The organism is Streptomyces sp. NPDC005485 (genome assembly GCF_040606085.1).
GTDB lineage: Bacteria > Actinomycetota > Actinomycetes > Streptomycetales > Streptomycetaceae > Streptomyces.
In genome coordinates this window covers 68,405-87,450 of the sequence record NZ_JBEXDZ010000011.1, presented here as the reverse complement: position 1 = coordinate 87,450, position 19,046 = coordinate 68,405, and the positions used below count along the sequence as shown (strand labels likewise).

Annotated in this window: 18 protein-coding genes; 10 read left to right on the top strand and 8 right to left on the bottom strand. The window is 70.3% G+C overall.

From position 1 onward, the window contains the following. Window positions 1–113 precede the first annotated feature (113 nt). Together ABZS97_RS06640 and ABZS97_RS06635 are read left to right on the top strand one after the other, a co-directional pair. Entirely contained in the window at window positions 114–1,406 is a 1,293-nt protein-coding gene (locus tag ABZS97_RS06640; protein ID WP_356134300.1) for a M18 family aminopeptidase, read from the top strand. Window positions 1,407–1,486: 80 nt separating this feature from the next. Beyond that, window positions 1,487–1,735, top strand: a complete 249-nt coding sequence (locus ABZS97_RS06635) for a DUF6458 family protein (protein WP_356134298.1) — start codon at window positions 1,487–1,489, stop codon at window positions 1,733–1,735. Between the two features lie 21 nt (window positions 1,736–1,756). Here the strand turns inward: ABZS97_RS06635 and ABZS97_RS06630 are convergent, their stop codons facing one another. Further along, a complete protein-coding gene (locus tag ABZS97_RS06630) occupies window positions 1,757–2,152 on the bottom strand; it encodes a cupin domain-containing protein (protein WP_356134296.1) in 396 nt (131 codons plus the stop codon). A gap of 52 nt (window positions 2,153–2,204) precedes the next feature. Between ABZS97_RS06630 and ABZS97_RS06625 the strand changes: the two genes are divergently transcribed. Next, complete coding sequence (locus ABZS97_RS06625; RefSeq protein WP_356134294.1) at window positions 2,205–3,203, top strand: helix-turn-helix domain-containing protein; 999 nt, start codon at window positions 2,205–2,207, stop codon at window positions 3,201–3,203. Further along, window positions 3,200–3,694 carry an LURP-one-related family protein gene (locus tag ABZS97_RS06620; protein ID WP_356134292.1) on the top strand — a complete coding sequence of 165 codons (495 nt, stop codon included), beginning with the start codon at window positions 3,200–3,202 and terminating at the stop codon, window positions 3,692–3,694. The genes ABZS97_RS06625 and ABZS97_RS06620 overlap by 4 nt, the downstream gene beginning before the upstream one ends. A 20-nt stretch (window positions 3,695–3,714) precedes the next feature. Here the strand turns inward: ABZS97_RS06620 and ABZS97_RS06615 are convergent, their stop codons facing one another. After that, the gene (locus ABZS97_RS06615; protein ID WP_356134289.1) at window positions 3,715–4,524 is read right to left on the bottom strand and encodes a carbon-nitrogen family hydrolase; all 810 of its coding nucleotides are present in this window, start codon (window positions 4,522–4,524) and stop codon (window positions 3,715–3,717) included. Window positions 4,525–4,679: 155 nt separating this feature from the next. Between ABZS97_RS06615 and ABZS97_RS06610 the strand changes: the two genes are divergently transcribed. Next, window positions 4,680–5,504, top strand: coding sequence for a maleylpyruvate isomerase family mycothiol-dependent enzyme (locus tag ABZS97_RS06610; protein WP_356134287.1), 825 nt, complete (start codon window positions 4,680–4,682; stop codon window positions 5,502–5,504). 71 nt (window positions 5,505–5,575) lie between these two features. Here ABZS97_RS06610 and ABZS97_RS06605 read toward each other — a convergent pair whose 3' ends face one another. Both ABZS97_RS06605 and ABZS97_RS06600 read right to left on the bottom strand, forming a co-directional pair. Further along, window positions 5,576–6,892: an MFS transporter gene (locus ABZS97_RS06605; RefSeq protein ID WP_356134285.1), complete on the bottom strand. Its 1,317-nt coding sequence runs from the start codon at window positions 6,890–6,892 to the stop codon at window positions 5,576–5,578. Beyond that, complete coding sequence (locus ABZS97_RS06600; RefSeq protein WP_356134283.1) at window positions 6,889–7,623, bottom strand: GntR family transcriptional regulator; 735 nt, start codon at window positions 7,621–7,623, stop codon at window positions 6,889–6,891. The genes ABZS97_RS06605 and ABZS97_RS06600 overlap by 4 nt, the downstream gene beginning before the upstream one ends. Window positions 7,624–7,786: 163 nt before the next feature. On the opposite strand from ABZS97_RS06600, the gene ABZS97_RS06595 reads away from it, so the two are divergent. Next, a complete protein-coding gene (locus tag ABZS97_RS06595) occupies window positions 7,787–8,683 on the top strand; it encodes a D-alanyl-D-alanine carboxypeptidase (protein ID WP_356134281.1) in 897 nt (298 codons plus the stop codon). A gap of 91 nt (window positions 8,684–8,774) precedes the next feature. Here the strand turns inward: ABZS97_RS06595 and ABZS97_RS06590 are convergent, their stop codons facing one another. Next, the gene (locus tag ABZS97_RS06590) at window positions 8,775–10,442 is read right to left on the bottom strand and encodes a protein kinase (RefSeq protein WP_356134331.1); all 1,668 of its coding nucleotides are present in this window, start codon (window positions 10,440–10,442) and stop codon (window positions 8,775–8,777) included. 391 nt (window positions 10,443–10,833) lie between these two features. Between ABZS97_RS06590 and ABZS97_RS06585 the strand changes: the two genes are divergently transcribed. Next, window positions 10,834–12,408 (top strand): protein kinase, encoded by a 1,575-nt coding sequence (locus ABZS97_RS06585; RefSeq protein WP_356134279.1) that lies wholly within the window; start codon window positions 10,834–10,836, stop codon window positions 12,406–12,408. A gap of 84 nt (window positions 12,409–12,492) precedes the next feature. Here the strand turns inward: ABZS97_RS06585 and ABZS97_RS06580 are convergent, their stop codons facing one another. The 3 genes from ABZS97_RS06580 to ABZS97_RS06570 all read right to left on the bottom strand — a co-directional run bounded on the left by ABZS97_RS06580 (window position 12,493) and on the right by ABZS97_RS06570 (window position 14,954). Further along, the gene (locus tag ABZS97_RS06580; RefSeq protein WP_356134276.1) at window positions 12,493–13,515 is read right to left on the bottom strand and encodes a phosphotransferase; all 1,023 of its coding nucleotides are present in this window, start codon (window positions 13,513–13,515) and stop codon (window positions 12,493–12,495) included. 124 nt (window positions 13,516–13,639) lie between these two features. Further along, window positions 13,640–14,062 (bottom strand): pyridoxamine 5'-phosphate oxidase family protein, encoded by a 423-nt coding sequence (locus ABZS97_RS06575; protein WP_356134274.1) that lies wholly within the window; start codon window positions 14,060–14,062, stop codon window positions 13,640–13,642. 226 nt (window positions 14,063–14,288) lie between these two features. After that, window positions 14,289–14,954, bottom strand: a complete 666-nt coding sequence (locus tag ABZS97_RS06570) for a response regulator transcription factor (RefSeq protein ID WP_356134271.1) — start codon at window positions 14,952–14,954, stop codon at window positions 14,289–14,291. A gap of 379 nt (window positions 14,955–15,333) precedes the next feature. Here ABZS97_RS06570 and pdhA point away from each other — a divergent pair, with 379 nt between their 5' ends. From pdhA to ABZS97_RS06555, 3 genes are read left to right on the top strand one after another with little or no spacing between them, the layout of a single operon-like run. After that, on the top strand, window positions 15,334–16,533 hold the full coding sequence (pdhA, locus tag ABZS97_RS06565; protein ID WP_356134269.1) for a pyruvate dehydrogenase (acetyl-transferring) E1 component subunit alpha: 1,200 nt from the start codon (window positions 15,334–15,336) through the stop codon (window positions 16,531–16,533). Window positions 16,534–16,535: 2 nt separating this feature from the next. Beyond that, window positions 16,536–17,516, top strand: coding sequence for an alpha-ketoacid dehydrogenase subunit beta (locus ABZS97_RS06560; protein WP_356134267.1), 981 nt, complete (start codon window positions 16,536–16,538; stop codon window positions 17,514–17,516). Between the two features lie 10 nt (window positions 17,517–17,526). After that, window positions 17,527–18,957 carry a dihydrolipoamide acetyltransferase family protein gene (locus ABZS97_RS06555; RefSeq protein WP_356134264.1) on the top strand — a complete coding sequence of 477 codons (1,431 nt, stop codon included), beginning with the start codon at window positions 17,527–17,529 and terminating at the stop codon, window positions 18,955–18,957. Window positions 18,958–19,046 lie beyond the last annotated feature (89 nt).

Genomic DNA, 19,046 nt, shown 5'->3' with positions numbered 1-19,046 from the left:
GACCCCGTCCGTCCGCGTCCGTCCTGTCAGGTGGCCGCCCTTCACATCCTCCTTACGAGGGCCCGTTCCCCATCCCGGGGAGCGGGCCCTCGGGCGTCGTTAAGGTGAACCCCATGCGCACACCCTCCCGCTTCGACCGCGGCCACACCGACGACCTCATGTCCTTCCTGGCGGCGAGCCCTTCGCCGTACCACGCGGTGGCGAACGTCGCCGAGCGGCTGGAGAAGGCCGGATTCCGCCAGGTGGCCGAGACGGACGCGTGGGACGGGACCAAGGGCGGGAAGTACGTGCTGCGCGGGGGTGCCGTCGTCGCCTGGTACGTGCCCGAGAGCGCCGAACCGCACACTCCGTTCCGGATCGTCGGCGGCCACACCGACTCCCCCAACCTGCGCGTCAAGCCGCAGCCCGACAGCGGTGCGCACGGCTGGCGGCAGATCGCGGTCGAGATCTACGGCGGCCCGCTGCTCAACTCCTGGCTCGACCGCGACCTGGGCCTGGCGGGGCGCCTGACACTGCGGGACGGCTCGACGCGGCTGGTGAACATCGACCGCCCCCTGCTGCGCGTGCCCCAACTCGCCGTCCACCTCGACCGGTCCGTCAGCAGCGAGGGCCTCAAGCTCGACAAACAGCGCCACCTGCAGCCCATCTGGGGTCTCGGCGATCCCCGCGAGGGCGACCTGATCTCCTTCCTGGAGGGGGAGTGCGCACTGGCCGCCGGCGAGGTCACCGGCTGGGACCTGATGACCCACTCCATCGAGCCGCCCGCCTACCTGGGCCGCGACAAGGAGCTGGTGGCGGGCCCGCGCATGGACAACCTGCTGTCCGTGCACGCCTGTACGGCCGCCCTCGCCGCCGTGTCGGCCGTGGGCGAGCTGCCGTACATCCCCGTCCTGGTCGCCTTCGACCACGAGGAGAACGGCTCGCAGAGCGACACGGGCGCCGACGGGCCGCTCCTCGGCAACGTGCTGGAGCGCTCGGTGTTCGCACGCGGCGGCTCGCTGGAGGACCGGGCGCGCGCCTTCGCCGGCACCGTCTGCCTCTCCTCCGACACCGGCCACGCGGTGCACCCCAACTACGCGGAGCGGCACGACCCGACGCACCACCCGCGTGCCGGCGGCGGCCCGATCCTCAAGGTCAACGTCAACAACCGCTACGCCACGGACGGTTCGGGCCGCGCGGTCTTCGCCGCCGCCTGCGAGAAGGCCGACGTGCCCTTCCAGTCGTTCGTCTCCAACAACTCCATGCCCTGCGGCACCACCATCGGCCCCATCACCGCGGCCCGGCACGGCATCAAGACCGTCGACATCGGCGTGGCCATCCTCTCGATGCACAGCGCCCGTGAACTCTGCGCCGCCGACGACCCGTTCCTGCTGGCCAACGCGCTGGTCGCGTTTCTGGAGGGCTAGCCGCCGCATGGCTGCGACGGTGCCGGGTACCCGGGCTTCTCCCGGAGCGACTCCGAATCCGTTACAGGGAGGCGGCATCCATGGGTCTGGGCGGGTGCATCATTCTGATCGCCGTAGGGGCGATCCTCACTTTCGCGACCGACTGGGACATGCAGGGGGTCAACCTGCCCCTGGTCGGCGTCATCTTCATGATCGTCGGGCTGATCGGTGTGACGACGTTCAGCAGCATCGCCCGGCGCAGGCGGGTGGTCGTACCGCCCACCACGCCGGTGATCGAGGAGGAACGGCACCACCACCGCGACGGCTACAACGACGGCTACGGGATGTGATTCCGCACACCCGCGCGCCCACTAAGGAGCGAGCGTGTGGCCCGTGGTGGCGTCCACGTGATCGGGGACCTCGTCGTGGCGGTCGCCGACGGTGAGGGTGCCGGTCGGCTCGAAGAGGAGGAGGGCGGCGCCGGCCGGGGCGGCCGGCTTGTGCTCGGTGCCGCGCGGGACGGTGAAGACGGAGCCCCGGGGGAGTACGACGGTTCGCTCGCCCGTGGGCTCGCGCAGCGCGATGTGCAGCTCCCCCTCCACCACCAGGAAGAACTCGTCGGTGTGGTCGTGCACGTGCCAGACGTGCTCGCCCTCGACCTTGGCGACGCGTACGTCGTAGTCGTTGACGGTGGTGACGATGCGGGGGCTCCACAGGTCGTCGAAGGAGGCGAGGGCCTTGGCCAGGGAGAGGGGTTCGCTGCTCATGACGTCATCCTCGGCGGTGGTCCGGCGTCCGCACGAGTGCTAGAAATCGCATATGCCGCAAGGATCCTCTCAGCCGGACCGACCGCACCGGGTCGTTCTCGTCGTCGACGAGAACTCCAACCCCTTCGAGATGAGCTGCGCCATCGAGGTCTTCGGCCTGCGCCGCCCCGAACTCGGCCGGGAGCTCTACGACTTCAGGCTCTGCGCGGCGGACCCGCACACCCGTATGCGGGACGGCTTCTTCACGCTCACCGGCGTCGCGGGCCTCGACGCGGCCAAGGAGGCGGACACGCTGATCGTGCCCAACCGGCCCGACACGCAGACGCCCCGCTCCCCCGAGCTGCTGGCCACCGTGCGCCGGGCGCATGAGCGGGGCGCGCGGCTCATCGGGTTCTGCTCCGGCGCGTTCACGATCGCCGAGGCGGGACTGCTGGACGAGCGCCGGGCGGCCTGTCACTGGATGTGGGCCTCCGCCTTCCGCTCCCGCTTCCCCCGGGTCCGCCTGGAGCCCGACGTCCTCTTCGTCGACGACGGCGACATCCTCACCGCGTCCGGCAGCGCCTCGGCGCTCGACCTCGGTCTGCACGTCGTACGGCGGGACCACGGCGCCGAGATCGCCAACGCGGTCTCGCGCAGACTCGTGTTCGCGGCCCATCGCGACGGCGGGCAGCGCCAGTTCGTCGAGCGGCCCCTCCCCGACGTACCGGACGAGTCCCTCGCCCCGCTGCTGGCGTGGGCCCAGGGGCGGATAGGGGAGCCGCTGACCGTCGCGGACCTCGCCACCCGCGCGGCCGTCTCCCCCGCCACCCTGCACCGCCGTTTCCGCGCCCAGCTCGGCACGACCCCGCTGGCCTGGCTGACGGGCGAGCGGGTGGCGATGGCCTGCCGGCTGATCGAGCGGGGCGAGGAGCGGCTCGGCGTGGTGGCACAGCGCAGCGGTCTGGGCAGCGCCGCGAACCTGCGGGCGCGGCTGCGGCGCGAGACGGGACTCAGCCCGTCGGCCTATCGGCGGCGTTTCGGACCGGCCGCCGGGGAAGGGCTCGCCGTATGAGATTCCTGGTACGCGACCGGCTCCTCGGCTTCGGCGAGGACTACTGGATCGAGGACGACCACGGCGCCAAGGTCTACCTCGTCGACGGCAAGGCGATGCGACTGCGGGACACCTTCGAGCTGAAGGACACGCACGGGCGCGTCCTCATCGACATCCACCGGAAGATGCTCGCGCTGCGCGACACGATGATCATCGAGCGGGACGGCGGCCCGCTGGCCACCATCAAACGCAAACGCCTGTCCCTGCTCCGCAACCACTACCGCGTCTGCCTGGTCGACGGCACCGAACTCGACGTCAGCGGCAAGATCCTCGACCGCGAGTTCGCCGTCGACTACGACGGCGAACTCCTCGCCCAGATCTCCCGGCGCTGGCTGCACGTCCGGGAGACGTACGGCGTCGACGTCGTACGCGACGACGCGGACCCGGCGCTGATGATCGCGGTGGCGGTATGCGTGATCCACCTGGCGGAGAAGGAACGCGGGGAGGACTAGGGGGTGTTTTGCCAGGGCCGCTAGGGCCGGCGCGGTGGGTCCAGCCCCAGCAGGCGGTCCTTCAACGCGGGGAACTGCTCCCGGGTCGTCGCGACCTTGCCGGGGTCGAAGTCGACCGTGAGGATCTCCTCGTCCGGGCCCGCCTCGGCGAGGACCTCGCCCCAAGGGTCGACCACGATCGAGTGCCCGGCCTGGGGAACTCCCGCGTGCGTACCGGCCGTTCCGCAGGCGAGCACGAACGCCTGGTTCTCCACGGCCCGCGCCTGCGCCAGCAGCGTCCAGTGGGCGCGGCGCCGCTCGGGCCAGCCGGCCGACAGGACGAGGGTCTCGGCGCCCGCGTCGACGAGCCCGCGGAAGAGCTCGGGGAAGCGCAGGTCGTAGCAGGTGGCGAGGCCGAGGGTCGTCTCGGGCAGCCGGACGGTCACCAGTTCCGTGCCCGCGCCCATCAGCACGGCCTCGCCCTTGTCGAAGCCGAAGCGGTGGATCTTGCGGTACGCGGCGGCGAGTTCACCGGAGGGCGAGAAGAGGAGCGAGGTGTTGTAGAGGGGGCCTTCGGGGTCCCTCTCCGGGATCGAGCCCGCGTGCAGCCAGACGCCCGCGTCGCTCGCCGCCTTCGCCATCGCCTCGTAGGTGGGCCCTTCCAGCGGCTCGGCCTCGGCGGCGAACGCCTCGTAGGCGAACGCTCCGGTCGTCCACAGTTCGGGCAGGACGACAAGATCCACTCCGCCCTGTTCCCGTACGTGCTCCTGTACGAGAGATGCCACGCGCTGCCTGCGTGAATCGACCGATTCACCCTCGTCTACGGCGATCTGGATGAGAGAGGCGCGCACACTACCACCGTCCTGGCATTCGAGCCGTCCATACAGGCCTACGATCGTCACACGAAAGCACTGCCGGGGTGCCTCACAGCAGCGTAACTTAGCGTTTCAAGACACCCGCTGCCCGTGCACTGCCCGCGTACCAACCGCCCGAGGGGTCCCGTTCCGTGAGTCTGCATCCCAGCCTTCAGTCCTACGCCGACGCCTGGACCCACTCGATCGAAGCGATAACCGAGCTGGTGACACCGCTGGTCGAGGGCGAGTGGAATCGGCGGACGCCCTGCCCCGGCTGGTCGGTGCGCGACATCGTGTCCCATGTCATCGGTCTCGACTGCGAGATGCTCGGCGACCCCCGCCCCATCCACACACTCCCGCGCGACCTCTACCACGTGACCAACGAGCACCAGCGGTACATGGAGATGCAGGTCGACGTCCGCCGTCACCACACGGCGCCGGAGATGACGTCGGAGCTGGAGTACACGGTCATCCGCCGCAACCGCCAGCTGCGGAACGAGTCGCGGCAGCCGGAGACCAAGGTGCGCGGCCCGCTCGGCAGCGAGTGGACCCTCGAAGAGGCCATGCGGGAGCGGGCGTTCGACGTGTGGGTGCACGAGCAGGACCTGCGCGCGGCGCTGGGCCGCCCGGGCAACCTCGACTCGCCGGGCGCGTACGTCACCCGTGACGAGCTGCTGGCCGCGCTGCCCGGTGTCGTCGCCAAGGACGCCGGTGCGCCCGCGAGTTCGGCGGTCGTCTTCGACGTCCACGGTCCCGTCGAGTTCCTGCGCACGGTCCGCATCGACGCCGAGGGCAACGGCACGGTCGACGGCGCGCCCTCCCTCGGACCGGCCGCCACCCTCGCCCTCGACTGGGAGACCTACGTCCGCCTCGCCTGCGGCCGCGTGCGCGCCGACGCCGTGGCGGACCGCATCAAGGCAGAGGGCGACCCGGAACTGACGGCCGCGATCCTGAGAAACTTCGCGGTGACCCGCTAGCGGGTCCGAGCCCGTCCGGCGGCCGGGGAAGAGCGCGGCGGCGCTGTGCAGGGGGTGAAGGGGCGCCGCCCCTACACGGGGACGTGCACCGTCTCCACCCGGCTGGCGACCAACCGCTCCCGCTCACGTCGAGCGGCCTGCCCGCGCAGCCGGAAGATCTGGCTCAGCCCCACCGCCTGAAGAACGAACACGGCGGCGAACGCGACCCGGTAGTTGTCCCCGGTGGCGTCCAGCAGCACCCCGATCGCCAGCAGCGTGGTCATGGAGGCGACGAAGCCCCCCATGTTGGTGATCCCGGACGCCGTCCCCTGCCGCTCCGGCGGATTGGCGGGCCTCGCGAAGTCGAACCCGATCATGGAGGCCGGCCCGCACGCCCCGAGCACCGTGCACAGCACGACCAGCACCCACATCGGCGCGTGCTCCCCGGGATACACCAGCACCCCGGCCCACACGATCGCGGTCGCCGCCACCGTGCCGAGCGCCAGCGGCAGGCGCGCCGCGTGATGCCGGGCGACGACCTGCCCGTACACCAGCCCGACGAGCATGTTGGAGAGGACGACCAGCGTCAGGAGTTCACCGGCGGCAGCCCGCGACAGCCCCTGCGCCTCGACGAGGAACGGCATCCCCCACAGCAGCAGGAACACCATCGCCGGGAACTGCGTCGTGAAGTGCACCCACAGGCCCAGCCGGGTGCCGGGCTCCCGCCAGGACGCGAGGATCTGCCGGCGGACGTAGGCGGCCCCCTGGTGCGGGAACGGCTCGGGCTCGTGGCCCTCGGGATGGTCCTTCAGGAACAGCAGCAGGAGTACGAGGACCACCACGCCGGCGGCCGCGCTGCCCGCGAAGGCCGCCGTCCAGCCCACTCCGTGCAGCAGCCGGGCGATGACGAGCGTCGAGACGAGGTTGCCCGCCATGCCCGCGAGACCGGCGAACTGCGCGACCATCGGCCCGCGCCGGGCGGGGAACCACCGGGTGCCGAGCCGCAGCACGCTGATGAAGGTCATCGCGTCGCCGCAGCCGAGCAGCGCGCGCGAGGCCAGCGCCGTGCCGTACGAGGGGGAGAAGGCGAAGCCCAGCTGCCCGGCCGTGAACAGGACGACGCCGATGGTCAGCACCTTCTTGGTGCCGAGCCGGTCGACCAGCAGGCCGACGGGTATCTGCATGCCCGCGTACACAAGGAGCTGGAGGATGGAGAAGGTGGAGAGCGCGGAGGCGCCCACGTGGAAGCGGTCCACCGCGTCCAGGCCGGCCACGCCCAGGGACGTACGGAAGATGACGGCGACGAAGTAGACGGAGACGCCGATGCTCCAGACGGCGACGGCCCGGCGGCCGCCGGGTGGATCGCCGGGCAGGGAGAGGGCCCCGGCGGAGCTCTTCGGGACGCTCATCGGACCTCGCCCCGCGCCAGGTTGGAGAACCAGCTGACGTGCCGGTGGAGGATGCCGACGACGGCCTCCGCGTCACCGGAGCGCAGCGCGTCGAGGATCTCCTCGTGCTCGGTGAGCGTCTTGGTGATCCGGTCGGGGTGGGCGTGCATGACGGCGACGCCCATCCTCAGCTGCCGGTCGCGGAGCTGGTCGTAGAGCCGCGAGAGGATCTCGTTGCCGCCGCTGCGGACGATCTCGGCGTGGAAGCAGCGGTCGGTGACGGCGGCGCCCGCCAGGTCCCCGGCCGCGGCCTGCTCCTTCTGCCGCGCGAGCAGCTCCTCCAGCCGGGCGATCAGCTGCGGGCCGGCGGGTACGACCTTGCGGGCCGCGTGCTCCTCGACGAGCTGCCTGGTCTCGACGACGTCCGCGATCTCCTGCGCGGAGACGGGCAGGACGAGCGCGCCCTTCTTCGGGTAGAGCTTGATCAGCCCCTCGACCTCCAGCTTCAGCAGCGCCTCGCGCACCGGGGTGCGCGAGACGCCGACCGCCTCGGCCAGCTCCCCTTCGGTGAGCAGTGTCCCGCCCTCGTAGCGGCGCTCCAGGACCCCCTGCTTGACGTGCGCGTAGACGCGCTCGGCGGCGGGGGGCTGCTTCACGGCCGCAGCGGCGGGGACGGCAGGGGCGGCGGGCTTCTCGGGGGCAGGTCCGACGGCCTCGGCGGGAGCAGAGGACACAGGAGTGACGGCAGGCATGCGCACAGCATAGATACAACACGTACGCATCGTGATCCGCGTCCATCATTCGGACCCCGCCCACCAACTACACAACCTTCCGTGCTACTTACGTGTCAGATGTGGTGCGGCACTCCCATGTGGCCGCACTCTTGGGTCATTTGACGCATTCGGGGTACTCGACTTGAAAACTGGCATTATGGGCATGCGTGCGCGCAGGGCTGCCGCCACCGTCATCACCACCGGCGCGGTGGTCGCGGCCGGAACCCTCGGCGCGGCGCCCGCGAACGCCGTCACCAAGCCCACCATCGCGGCCGTCGGCGGCTTCGCGATGAACAACGGCACGGGCAAGACGCTCTACACCAAGGCCGCGGACACCAAGCGTTCCACGGGCTCCACCACCAAGATCATGACGGCCAAGGTGGTACTGGCCCAGACGAACCTGAACCTCGACTCCAAGGTCACGATCCAGAAGGCCTACAGCGACTACGTCGTCGCGAACAACGCGTCGCAGGCCCACCTGATCGTCGGCGACAAGGTCACCGTCCGCCAGCTCCTCTACGGGCTGATGCTGCCGTCCGGCTGCGACGCCGCGTACGCGCTCGCCGACAAGTACGGCTCGGGCACCACGCGTGCCGCCCGCGTGAAGTCGTTCATCGGCAAGATGAACAGCGCTGCGACCAGCCTCGGCCTGACGCACACGCACTTCGACTCGTTCGACGGCATCGGCAACGGCTCCAACTACTCGACGCCGCGCGACCTGACGAAGATCGCCAGCAGCGCGATGAAGAACTCCACGTTCCGCACGGTCGTGAAGACCAAGACCTACCAGGCCAAGACGGTCACGAAGACCGGCAGCATCCGCACGATGGACACGTGGAAGAACACCAACGGTCTGCTCAGCAGCTACAGCGGCGCCATCGGTGTGAAGACGGGCTCCGGCCCCGAGGCCAAGTACTGCCTCGTCTTCGCCGCGACCCGCAACGGCAAGACGGTCATCGGCACCGTCCTCGCCTCCACGTCCATCCCGGCCCGCGAGTCGGACGCGACGAAGATCATGAACTACGGCTTCGCGCTGTAACCCACGCACACAGCAGAAGGGGGCCGGCCGCAACCAGCGGCCGGCCCCCTTCGCCGTTCGGCGCTTCAGGCAGAAAGAGGTACGGGAGCGATCAGGAGGGGTCGCCCGTCGAGACGTTGAGCTCGATCTCGGGCATGTCCTTGGGGTCGACGTCCGTCCCCGCGGAGGGGAACTGGTCCGTGATCGTGCCCTCGCCGTAGACGTTCTCGTCGACGGGCGTTTCCTTCATTTCCCAACCGGCGGCCTGGAAGCAGGACTTGACCGACTTGATGTTCTTGTAGGTGAAGTCGGGCACCTCGATCTTGTCCGGGTCGTTGTACGACTCCTGGGGATCGGTGCACTTCTCCTTCTCGATCGTCTTCGTCAGATCCGGGCCCCGGTGCCCCGATGCCGGCGACGAGGCCGACGCGCTGGAGCTCGCGTTGGTGCCGCCCTTGTCGTCGTCACTGCCGCCGTTGAGCGTGAGGGCGGTGATCAGGCCGCCGATGGCGACCAGGGCGACGAGGATGGAGCCGATGATGACCGGCTTGTTGTTCTTGCCGCCGGAGCCGCCCTGCCCGCCCGAGCCGGTGGAGAGCGGCGTCGTGGGCTGCGGCGTGAGGTTGTACGGAGGCGGCGTCGAGGCGGCCTGCTGGGGGGCGTACGCGGCGGTCTGCGCCGGCGTCTGGTAGCCGCCCTGCTGCGGGTAACCGTACGACGGGGCCGGCGCCGGGGTGGCGGGCGGCGGGGTCTGGTAGCCGTACGGGCCCGGCTGGTACGGCGTCTGCACCGCGCCCGTCGGGCCCTGCGCCGCCTGGTCGACGGGCGGGAACACGGCGGAGCCGACGCCCGCGCCGCTCGACGTCTGGGCGCCCGGCACGATGTTCGGCGCGGCGGGCTGGAAGGACTGGGCCACGCGCAGGCACTCGTCGCGCATCGCCTCGGCGTTCGGGAAGCGCTCGTTCGGGTTCTTCTTCAGCGCGCGGGCGACCAGCGCGTCCACGGCCGGCGGCAGCGACCGGTTGATCGAGGAAGGAGCCACCGGCTCCTCCTGCACATGCGCGTACGCGATGGCCAGCGGCGAGTCCGCCTCGAACGGCAGCCGCCCGGTGACCAGTTGGAACAGCATGATGCCGACCGAGTAGAGGTCGGAGCGGGCGTCCACGCCCCGGCCGAGCGCCTGCTCCGGGGAGAGGTACTGCGGGGTGCCGACGACCATGCCTGTCTGCGTCATCGACGTGACCCCGGACTGCATGGCGCGGGCGATGCCGAAGTCCATCACCTTGACGACGCTGCGCTTCGTCATCATCACGTTGCCCGGCTTGATGTCCCGGTGGACCAGGCCCATCTCGTGGCTGATCTCCAGCGCGGCCAGCACATCCGCGGTGATCTTCAGCGCCTTGTCGGCGGGCATGGCGCCGAACTGCTGCACATCCGCGTCGAGGACCGAGCCGAGCGGCTGGCCCTCGATGTACTCCATGACGATGTACGGCGTCGTCATGCCGTCGAGATCGTCCTCGCCGGTGTCGAAGACCGAGACGATGTTCGTGTGCGTGAGCTTCGCCACGGACTGGGCCTCGCGGCGGAACCGCTCGCGGAAGGCCTGCTCGCGCCCGAGCTCGGTGTGCAGCGTCTTGATCGCGACCTGCCGGTCGAGCACCGAGTCGTACGCGAGATGCACCGAGGCCATACCGCCCTCGCCGAGCAGATCCCGCAGCTGGTAGCGCCCGCCGGCGACCGCACGCCCCGCGTACCGGCCCTGTGCGCCGTCCTGGCTCATCTTCTGCGTCCCCCATCGGCGCGGCGGCAGCGGCTGGTTGCTCCCGCGTTCCGTGATCTCCTGATCAACGGCCAATCGTCCGTGCGCGATTGTCCGCGACCGATTGTCCGTGATCCATTGGCTTATTCCGGCCCAAGTCTGCCCCAGGCCACTGACACGTCAAGCTCGGTGCCCGTTCCGTGACCGTCTGAGAAAGAAGCGTCGCGGAAGCGTTACAGGTGGCGTACGGCCGGTACACAGAATTTGCACGACGGTACCCGAAACGGGTTTGATGGCCGGTCCTTCTCGATTCCAACCCGGACCGGCGCCTTGCGTCGAGCCTGTAGCGTGGCCCGACGGAGACCGTAACAACCACCGCGCAGACCGCGGGCAGAAACGACGGCGAGGACTGATGGCACAGCAGCAGCGCGCTCAGGGCCCGTCCGACCCCGAGGCGACTGGCGGCGGTATGTCAGATGCGCCGGAGATGTGGGGTAACGGCGGACTGGTCGGGGACGGCCGGTATCGGCTCACCCACAGACTCGGCCGGGGCGGCATGGCCGAGGTGTTCGCCGCCGAGGACGTACGTCTCGGCCGCACCGTCGCGGTCAAACTGCTCCGCTCCGACCTCGCCGAGGACCCGGTCTCCAAGGCCCGCTTCACGCGCGAGGCCCAGTCGGTGGCCGGACTCAACCACCACGCGGTCGTCGCCGTGTACGACTCCGGCGAGGACGTGGTCGGCCACGGAGTCGTCCCGTACATCGTGATGGAGCTCGTCGAGGGCCGGACGATCCGCGACCTGCTGCTCAATGCCGAGGCCCCCGGGCCCGAGCAGGCGCTGATCATCGTCTCCGGGGTCCTGGAGGCGCTCGCCTACTCCCACCAGCACGGCATCGTGCACCGCGACATCAAGCCCGCGAACGTGATCATCACGCAGACCGGCGCGGTCAAGGTGATGGACTTCGGCATCGCGCGCGCCCTGCACGGCGCGCAGTCCACGATGACGCAGACCGGCATGGTCATGGGCACGCCGCAGTACCTCTCCCCGGAGCAAGCGCTCGGCAAGGCCGTCGACCACCGCTCCGACCTGTACGCGACGGGCTGCCTGCTCTACGAACTCCTCGCGCTGCGGCCCCCGTTCACCGGCGAGACACCGCTGTCGGTGGTCTACCAGCACGTCCAGGACATGCCGGTGCCGCCGTCCCAGACCTCGGACGGCGTGTCCCCGCCGGAGCTCGACGGCCTCGTCATGCGCTCGCTGGCCAAGGAGCCGGACGACCGCTTCCAGACCGCCGAGGAGATGCGCGGCCTCGTCCAGTACGGGCTGCAGATGCTGTACGACCAGGGCGGCCACACCGGCACCTGGAACACCGGGCCCGTGGCGATGCACGAGGGCCGCAACACCCCGGCGGCGGGCTTCGCCGGCACATCCGCGCTGCCGCACCCCGGCGAGTCCGGCACCACGCAGATCCCGCAGCCGATCCTGCCCACGGGCTACGGCGGCGGGGACGACGGCGGTTTCGAGGGGCACGGCAACAAGGGCGGCGGCCGCGGCAAGCTGTGGATCCTCGCGGTCCTCGCGGTGATCGCCATCGCAGCGGGTGTCGCGCTCGCGCTGAACAACACCGGCAACAAGAAGGACGGGGACACGGGCACGTCGCCGTCACCGTCCACCTCGCAGTCCAGCAAGGACAAGGAGTCCTCCAAGGCTCCGACCGACGAGCCGAGCGACGACTCCACGGAGTCCGGCACCAGCACGGGCAACAGCTCGGACTACTCGTCGCCGTCCTCCACCCCGACCCAGAGCTACAGCAACGAGCCCTCGACGGATCCCACGACGCCGTCGAGCGAGCCGACGAAGTCGACGGCGACCACTCCGCCGCCGACGGACGACCCGACGCCTTCCGAGGACCCGGTCACGCCGTCGGATCCGGCGGACGGCGGCACGGACCCCGGCGGCACGACGGAGGGAGTGACCGGCGGCTGACGCGTCGGCTCACCGAGCGGAGAAGTGAAAGCGGGGTCCACGCGCGCGTGGGCCCCGTTTTTCGTCTCCGCCGCCTTCGCCCGCTCAGCCGGCGAACGCCTCGCACACCGCCTCGTACTCGCGCGTCCACCACACCACCAGCGCCGACGCCGCGGGGAACTGCGGATCGGCTCGGGTGTCTCCGCGCTCGTAGTGCCAGCGCAGTATCCAGAAGTCGTTGAGGCGCTCCCACCAGACGCGGTGCACGGCCGCCGCGAGTTCGGCGGGTCCCGCGCCCGCGGTGCGCCGGTACGCGCGCGCGTAGGCCCGTACTTTCGCCAGGTCGAGCGTGCCGGCGGGGCGGACGAAGAAGATGACCGCGGCGCGTACCGCCTCCTCGGCGCGGGGCTGCACGCCGAGCCGGTCCCAGTCGACGATCGCGGCCGGCTCGCCGTCGCGGTAGAGCAGGTTGAACGGGTGGAAGTCGCCGTGCACCCAGCCCTCCGAGCCGCCCTGCGGGGGCCGACGGTCCACGTGCCGTTCCAGCAGCGCGCGCCGTTCCAGGAGCCGGTGGCGGGCCAGTTCGTCGAAGACGTCGCAGGGGCGGTGGCGGCGCACCTGGGCCAGCAGGTCGTCGATGAGCGCGAAGGTGTCGGTGGGGTCGGCGCCTTCCGGCGGATGCGCGGGCGCACGCTTCCGCTCGGGCGCGCGCCCCTGCGCCGGCATGACGCGCTCCAGGCTGGCGTGCACGACGCCCAGGAGCGCCCCCAGCCGCGTGCACTGCGCTGCCGTGAGCTGTCCGCCGTGCCGGTGCCGGCCGTCGATCCAGGGGTGCAGGGCGTAGGCGTGGCCCCCGATGACGGCGACTGTGCGCCCGTCGGTGCCAGTCAGCGGTGGCGCGACGGGAACGCCCAGGTCGGCGAGGCGCTGGGTGGCCCGGTGCTGGTGGGCGATGGCTGCGGGGTCGGCGGTCTCGGGGTCGAAGTGGTGCTTGAGGAAGTACCGGCCGCGGGTGGTGGCGACCCGGTAGCCGCGGTTCAGCAGCCCCTGGTCGACGGGTTCGCAGGTCAGCGCGGACCCGGCGGCGTACTGCTTGAGAAGGGCGCCCAGCGGGGGCGTGTGGGTCACAGGGGGTGGTACGAGGCGCACAGGGAGTCGTACGCGGAGTGCGGGAGGTGGTACATGGGGCACGGGCGGTGGTACAGATGAGCGCGGCACGCGCCAGATGGTAGGGCACCCCACTCCCGCCGGATTACGAGCTGTGAGTGATCGAGTACTCAAGGGCGCCGTCGGTGGAGTGCACGGTGGCGAGCTCCGGCTCGATGCGCAGATAGACCGGGTCGTAGGGCTCGCCGTCCACGACGCGCGGAGCGGGGCCGAAACGGGCGAGCTCCTCGGCGGACGGCTCGACGCTGTCGCACCGGCCCACGACCTGGACGATCCACAGCCCTTCGCCGGGCCGGGCGGAACTCAGGTTGTCGGAGCCGTAGGCGACGACGCTGCCGACGCACGCCTGGTGGTAGCCCAGACCCCGGTGCATGCGCAGCAGGATGCCGCCGTCCACGGCGATGTGGCGGGCGAACGCGAGGAAGGGCAGCGCGCGCATGCTGGTGGCCACCCGTCCGTGGTCGGTGCGCCTGAGCAGTTCCGCGGCGAGCTGTTCGTCGGTGGGCATGCGACCAATCTGCGCCACCCGGGCCGGGCGAAAAAGAGGAACTTGCCCCCGAAAGGGAGGCCTTAAGTCCCGAGTAATTCACGACGCCCGAATGAGCCGACGCACGAAACGACGCATGAGGCGGCGGACGATACGGCGAGCGACCAGAAGGGCAAGAAGAACGAACAGCAGGACGAGACGGCTGACGAGCCCCAGAACGAGCCGACGAATGAACCGACGGCTCCGATCAGCGACGCTCCTTCTCCGCCTGCCGACGGGCCACATACGCAGCCGCCTGGGAACGGCGCTCCATCCCCAGTTTGGAAAGCAGACTCGATACATAATTCTTGATCGTTTTCTCGGCCAGGTGCAGCCGCTCGCCGATCACGCGGTTGGTGAGCCCCTCGCCGATCAGGTCGAGGATCCTGCGCTCCTGATCGGTGAGGTGCGAGAGCCCGTCGTCGTCCTTGGAGCGGCCGCCGGCACGCAACCGCTCCAGAACGCGGGCAGTGGCCACCGGATCGAGCAGGGACCTCCCGGCGGCGACGTCCCGGACCGCCGAGAGCAGTTCGGCGCCGCGGATGGCCTTCAGGACGTAGCCCGAGGCGCCCGCCATGATCGCGTCGAAGAGAGCCTCATCGTCGGCGAACGAGGTCAGCATCAAACACTTGACGCTCTCGTCCCGGGAGCGGATCTCACGGCACACCTCGACGCCGCTGCCGTCCGGGAGCCGTACGTCCAGCACCGCCACGTCCGGGCGGGTGGCCGGAATTCGCGCCAGCGCGTCTGCCGCCGTACCAGCCTCTCCGACCACCTCGATGTCGTCCTCCACCGAGAGCAGCTCATGGACGCCGCGCCGGACGACCTCATGGTCGTCGAGGAGAAATACAGTGATTTTTCCGTCTTCGCGCACGGGGTCAGTCTCACACAGTGGTCGAAACCCCGCCCCAGGGGAACTCTTCCAATGCCCGGGGTGGCCGGGATAACGTGCCGGTGTTCCGGCCCCCTGCAAGGCTGTAACCAGTGCTGTGACCAGCAACTGTTCCCGACCGGCGCAAGATACTTGGAAACCCTAGTAAAAGTACTTGGAAATCCAAGCAAAAACGCAGGTCAGGAGGGGTTTCACAGAATTGTGGAGCACTGGGTAACGTGAAGGTTGCAGGGCGCTCGCCGGGGCACCTGTCACGCCTGTTCCCGGCCGAGTGCACCCACCCCGTGCACGGATATCGGAAACAGGCGAGCCGCACTGGCCCACCGGCAACCCCGGGGACCGGACCGACGGAGGAGCACACGTGACCGTGGAGAGCACTGCCGCGCGCAAGCCGCGACGCAGCGCCGGTACGAAGAGCGCCGCAGGCGCCGCTGCCAAGCGCGCCGCCGCCAAGAAGTCGCCGAGCACACCGGGCTCCGAGCCCGAACTCGTACAACTGCTGACCCCGGAAGGCACCCGGGTCGAGGACGCCACGTACGACCCGTACGTCGCCGACATCACCCCCGACGAGCTGCGCGGTCTGTACCGGGACATGGTCCTGACCCGCCGCTTCGACGCCGAGGCCACCTCCCTGCAGCGCCAGGGCGAGCTGGGCCTGTGGGCGTCGCTGCTCGGCCAGGAGGCCGCCCAGATCGGCTCCGGCCGCGCCACCCGCGAGGACGACTACGTCTTCCCGACCTACCGCGAGCACGGCGTCGCCTGGTGCCGCGGGGTCGACCCGACCAACCTGCTCGGCATGTTCCGCGGCGTGAACAACGGCGGCTGGGACCCCAACAGCAACAACTTCCACCTCTACACGATCGTCATCGGCTCGCAGACGCTGCACGCCACCGGCTACGCCATGGGCATCGCCAAGGACGGCGCGGACTCGGCCGTGATCGCGTACTTCGGGGACGGCGCCTCCAGCCAGGGCGACGTCGCCGAATCATTCACCTTCTCCGCGGTCTACAACGCCCCCGTGGTGTTCTTCTGCCAGAACAACCAGTGGGCCATCTCCGAGCCGACCGAGAAGCAGACCCGCGTCCCGCTCTACCAGCGCGCGCAGGGCTTCGGCTTCCCGGGCGTCCGCGTCGACGGCAACGACGTCCTCGCCTGCCTCGCCGTCACCAAGTGGGCCCTTGAGCGGGCCCGCCGCGGCGAGGGCCCCACCCTCGTGGAGGCGTACACCTACCGCATGGGCGCGCACACCACCTCCGACGACCCGAGCAAGTACCGGGCCGACGAGGAGCGCGAGGCGTGGGAGGCGAAGGACCCGATCCTGCGTCTGCGCACCTATCTCGAGGCCGCAAACCACGCGGACGAGGGATATTTCGCGGAACTCGAAGCCGAGAGCGAGGCGTTGGGCAAACGAGTGCGTGAAGTGGTGCGTGCCATGCCGGACCCGGACCACTTCGCCATCTTCGAGAACGCGTACGCGGACGGGCACGCGCTCGTCGACGAGGAGCGCGCCCAGTTCGCCGCCTACCAGGCGTCGTTCGCGGCCGAAGAGGAGGGCAAGTAGCGATGGCAGCAGAAAAGATGGCGCTGGCCAAGGCGATCAACGAGTCGCTGCGCACGGCCCTCGACACCGACCCCAAGGTCCTGATCATGGGCGAGGACGTCGGCAAGCTCGGCGGCGTCTTCCGCGTCACCGACGGCCTCCAGAAGGACTTCGGCGAGGACCGGGTCATCGACACCCCGCTCGCCGAGTCGGGCATCGTCGGCACCGCGATCGGCCTCGCCCTGCGCGGCTACCGCCCGGTGGTGGAGATCCAGTTCGACGGCTTCGTCTTCCCGGCCTACGACCAGATCGTCACGCAGCTCGCGAAGATGCACGCGCGGGCGCTCGGCAAGATCAAGCTCCCCGTCGTCATCCGCATTCCGTACGGCGGCGGCATCGGCGCCGTCGAGCACCACTCCGAGTCGCCCGAGGCGCTCTTCGCGCACGTGGCGGGCCTCAAGGTGGTCTCCCCCTCGAACGCCTCCGACGCGTACTGGATGATGCAGCAGGCCATCCAGAGCGACGACCCGGTGATCTTCTTCGAGCCGAAGCGGCGCTACTGGGACAAGGCCGAGGTCAACACGGAGGCGATCCCCGGCCCGCTGCACACCGCGCGCGTGGTCCGCGAGGGCTCCGACCTGACGCTCGCCGCGTACGGCCCGATGGTGAAGGTCTGCCTGGAGGCCGCCGCCGCCGCCCAGGAGGAGGGCAAGTCGCTGGAGGTCCTGGACCTGCGCTCGATGTCCCCCATCGACTTCGACTCCGTCCAGGCCTCGGTCGAGAAGACCCGCCGGCTGGTCGTGGTGCACGAGGCCCCGGTCTTCCTGGGTACGGGCGCGGAGATCGCCGCCCGCATCACGGAGCGGTGCTTCTACCACCTGGAGGCGCCCGTACTGCGGGTCGGCGGCTATCACGCCCCGTATCCGCCGGCGCGCCTGGAGGACGAGTATCTTCCGGGCCTGGACCGGGTGCTCGACGCCGTCGACCGCTCGCTTGCGTACTGAGGAGAGGGTCGTGACGACGATGACTGAGAACGCGTCGGGGCTCCGCGAGTTCAAGATGCCCGACGTGGGCGAGGGACTCACCGAGGCGGAGATCCTCAAGTGGTACGTCCAGCCCGGCGACACCGTCACGGACGGGCAGGTGGTGTGCGAGGTCGAGACGGCCAAGGCCGCCGTCGAGCTGCCCATCCCGTACAACGGGGTCGTCCACGAGCTGCGCTTCCCCGAGGGCACCACGGTCGACGTGGGCACGTCGATCATCGCGGTGAACGTGGGCGGGGGTGCGGTGGCGCCTGCCGCCGACGCTCCCGCTCAAGAGGCTCCCGTCCAGGAGACGCCCGCCGAAGAGGCCAAGCCCCAGGGCCGCACACCGGTGCTCGTGGGGTACGGGGTCGCCGAGTCCTCCACGAAGCGCCGCCCCCGCAAGGGAGCCGAGGTCCCGGCCCAGAAGCCGGAGCCCGAGGCCCCGGCGGGCACGTACTACGCGGCGAGCGCGATCCAGGCCGAGATGAACGGGCACTCCGCGCCCGCCGCCTCCCGCCCCCTCGCCAAGCCGCCGGTGCGCAAGCTGGCCAAGGACCTCGGGGTCGACCTCGCCACGGTCACGCCGTCCGGGCCGGACGGCATCATCACGCGCGAGGACGTGCACGCGGCGGTGGCGCCCCCGGCGCCGCAGCCGACGGTCGTGGAGACCCCGGCGGCTCCCGCCCCGGCACCCGCGCCCGTCAGCACGTACGACGGCGCCCGTGAGACCCGTGTCCCGGTCAAGGGCGTCCGCAAGATGACCGCCCAGGCGATGGTCGGCTCGGCGTTCACCGCGCCGCACGTCACGGAGTTCGTGACGATCGACGTGACGCGCACGATGAAGCTCGTCGAGGAGCTGAGGCAGGACAAGGAGATGCAGGGGCTGCGGGTGAACCCGCTGCTGCTCATCGCCAAGGCCCTGCTGGTCGCGATCAAGCGCAACCCCGACGTCAACGCGTCGTGGGACGAGGCCAACCAGGAGATCGTGCTCAAGCACTACGTGAACCTGGGCATCGCCGCGGCCACCCCGCGCGGCCTGATCGTCCCGAACATCAAGGACGCCCACGACAAGACGCTGCCGCAGCTGGCGCAGGCGCTCGGCGAGCTGGTGTCGACGGCCCGCGAGGGGAAGACCTCCCCGGCGGCGATGCAGGGCGGCACGGTCACGATCACGAACGTCGGCGTCTTCGGCGTGGACACGGGCACGCCGATCCTCAACCCCGGCGAGTCCGCGATCCTCGCGGTCGGTGCGATCAAGCTCCAGCCGTGGGTCCACAAGGGCAAGGTCAAGCCGCGCCAGGTGACGACACTGGCGCTGAGCTTCGACCACCGCCTGGTCGACGGCGAGCTGGGTTCCAAGGTCCTCGCCGACGTGGCGGCGATCCTGGAGCAGCCCAAGCGGCTGATCACCTGGGCCTGATCGGCCACGCGCAGCGGCGTATGGGTGGGGCCCGGCACTTTTCGTGCCGGGCCCCACCCATACGTACTGCCGCTACAGGCCTGCAAGTC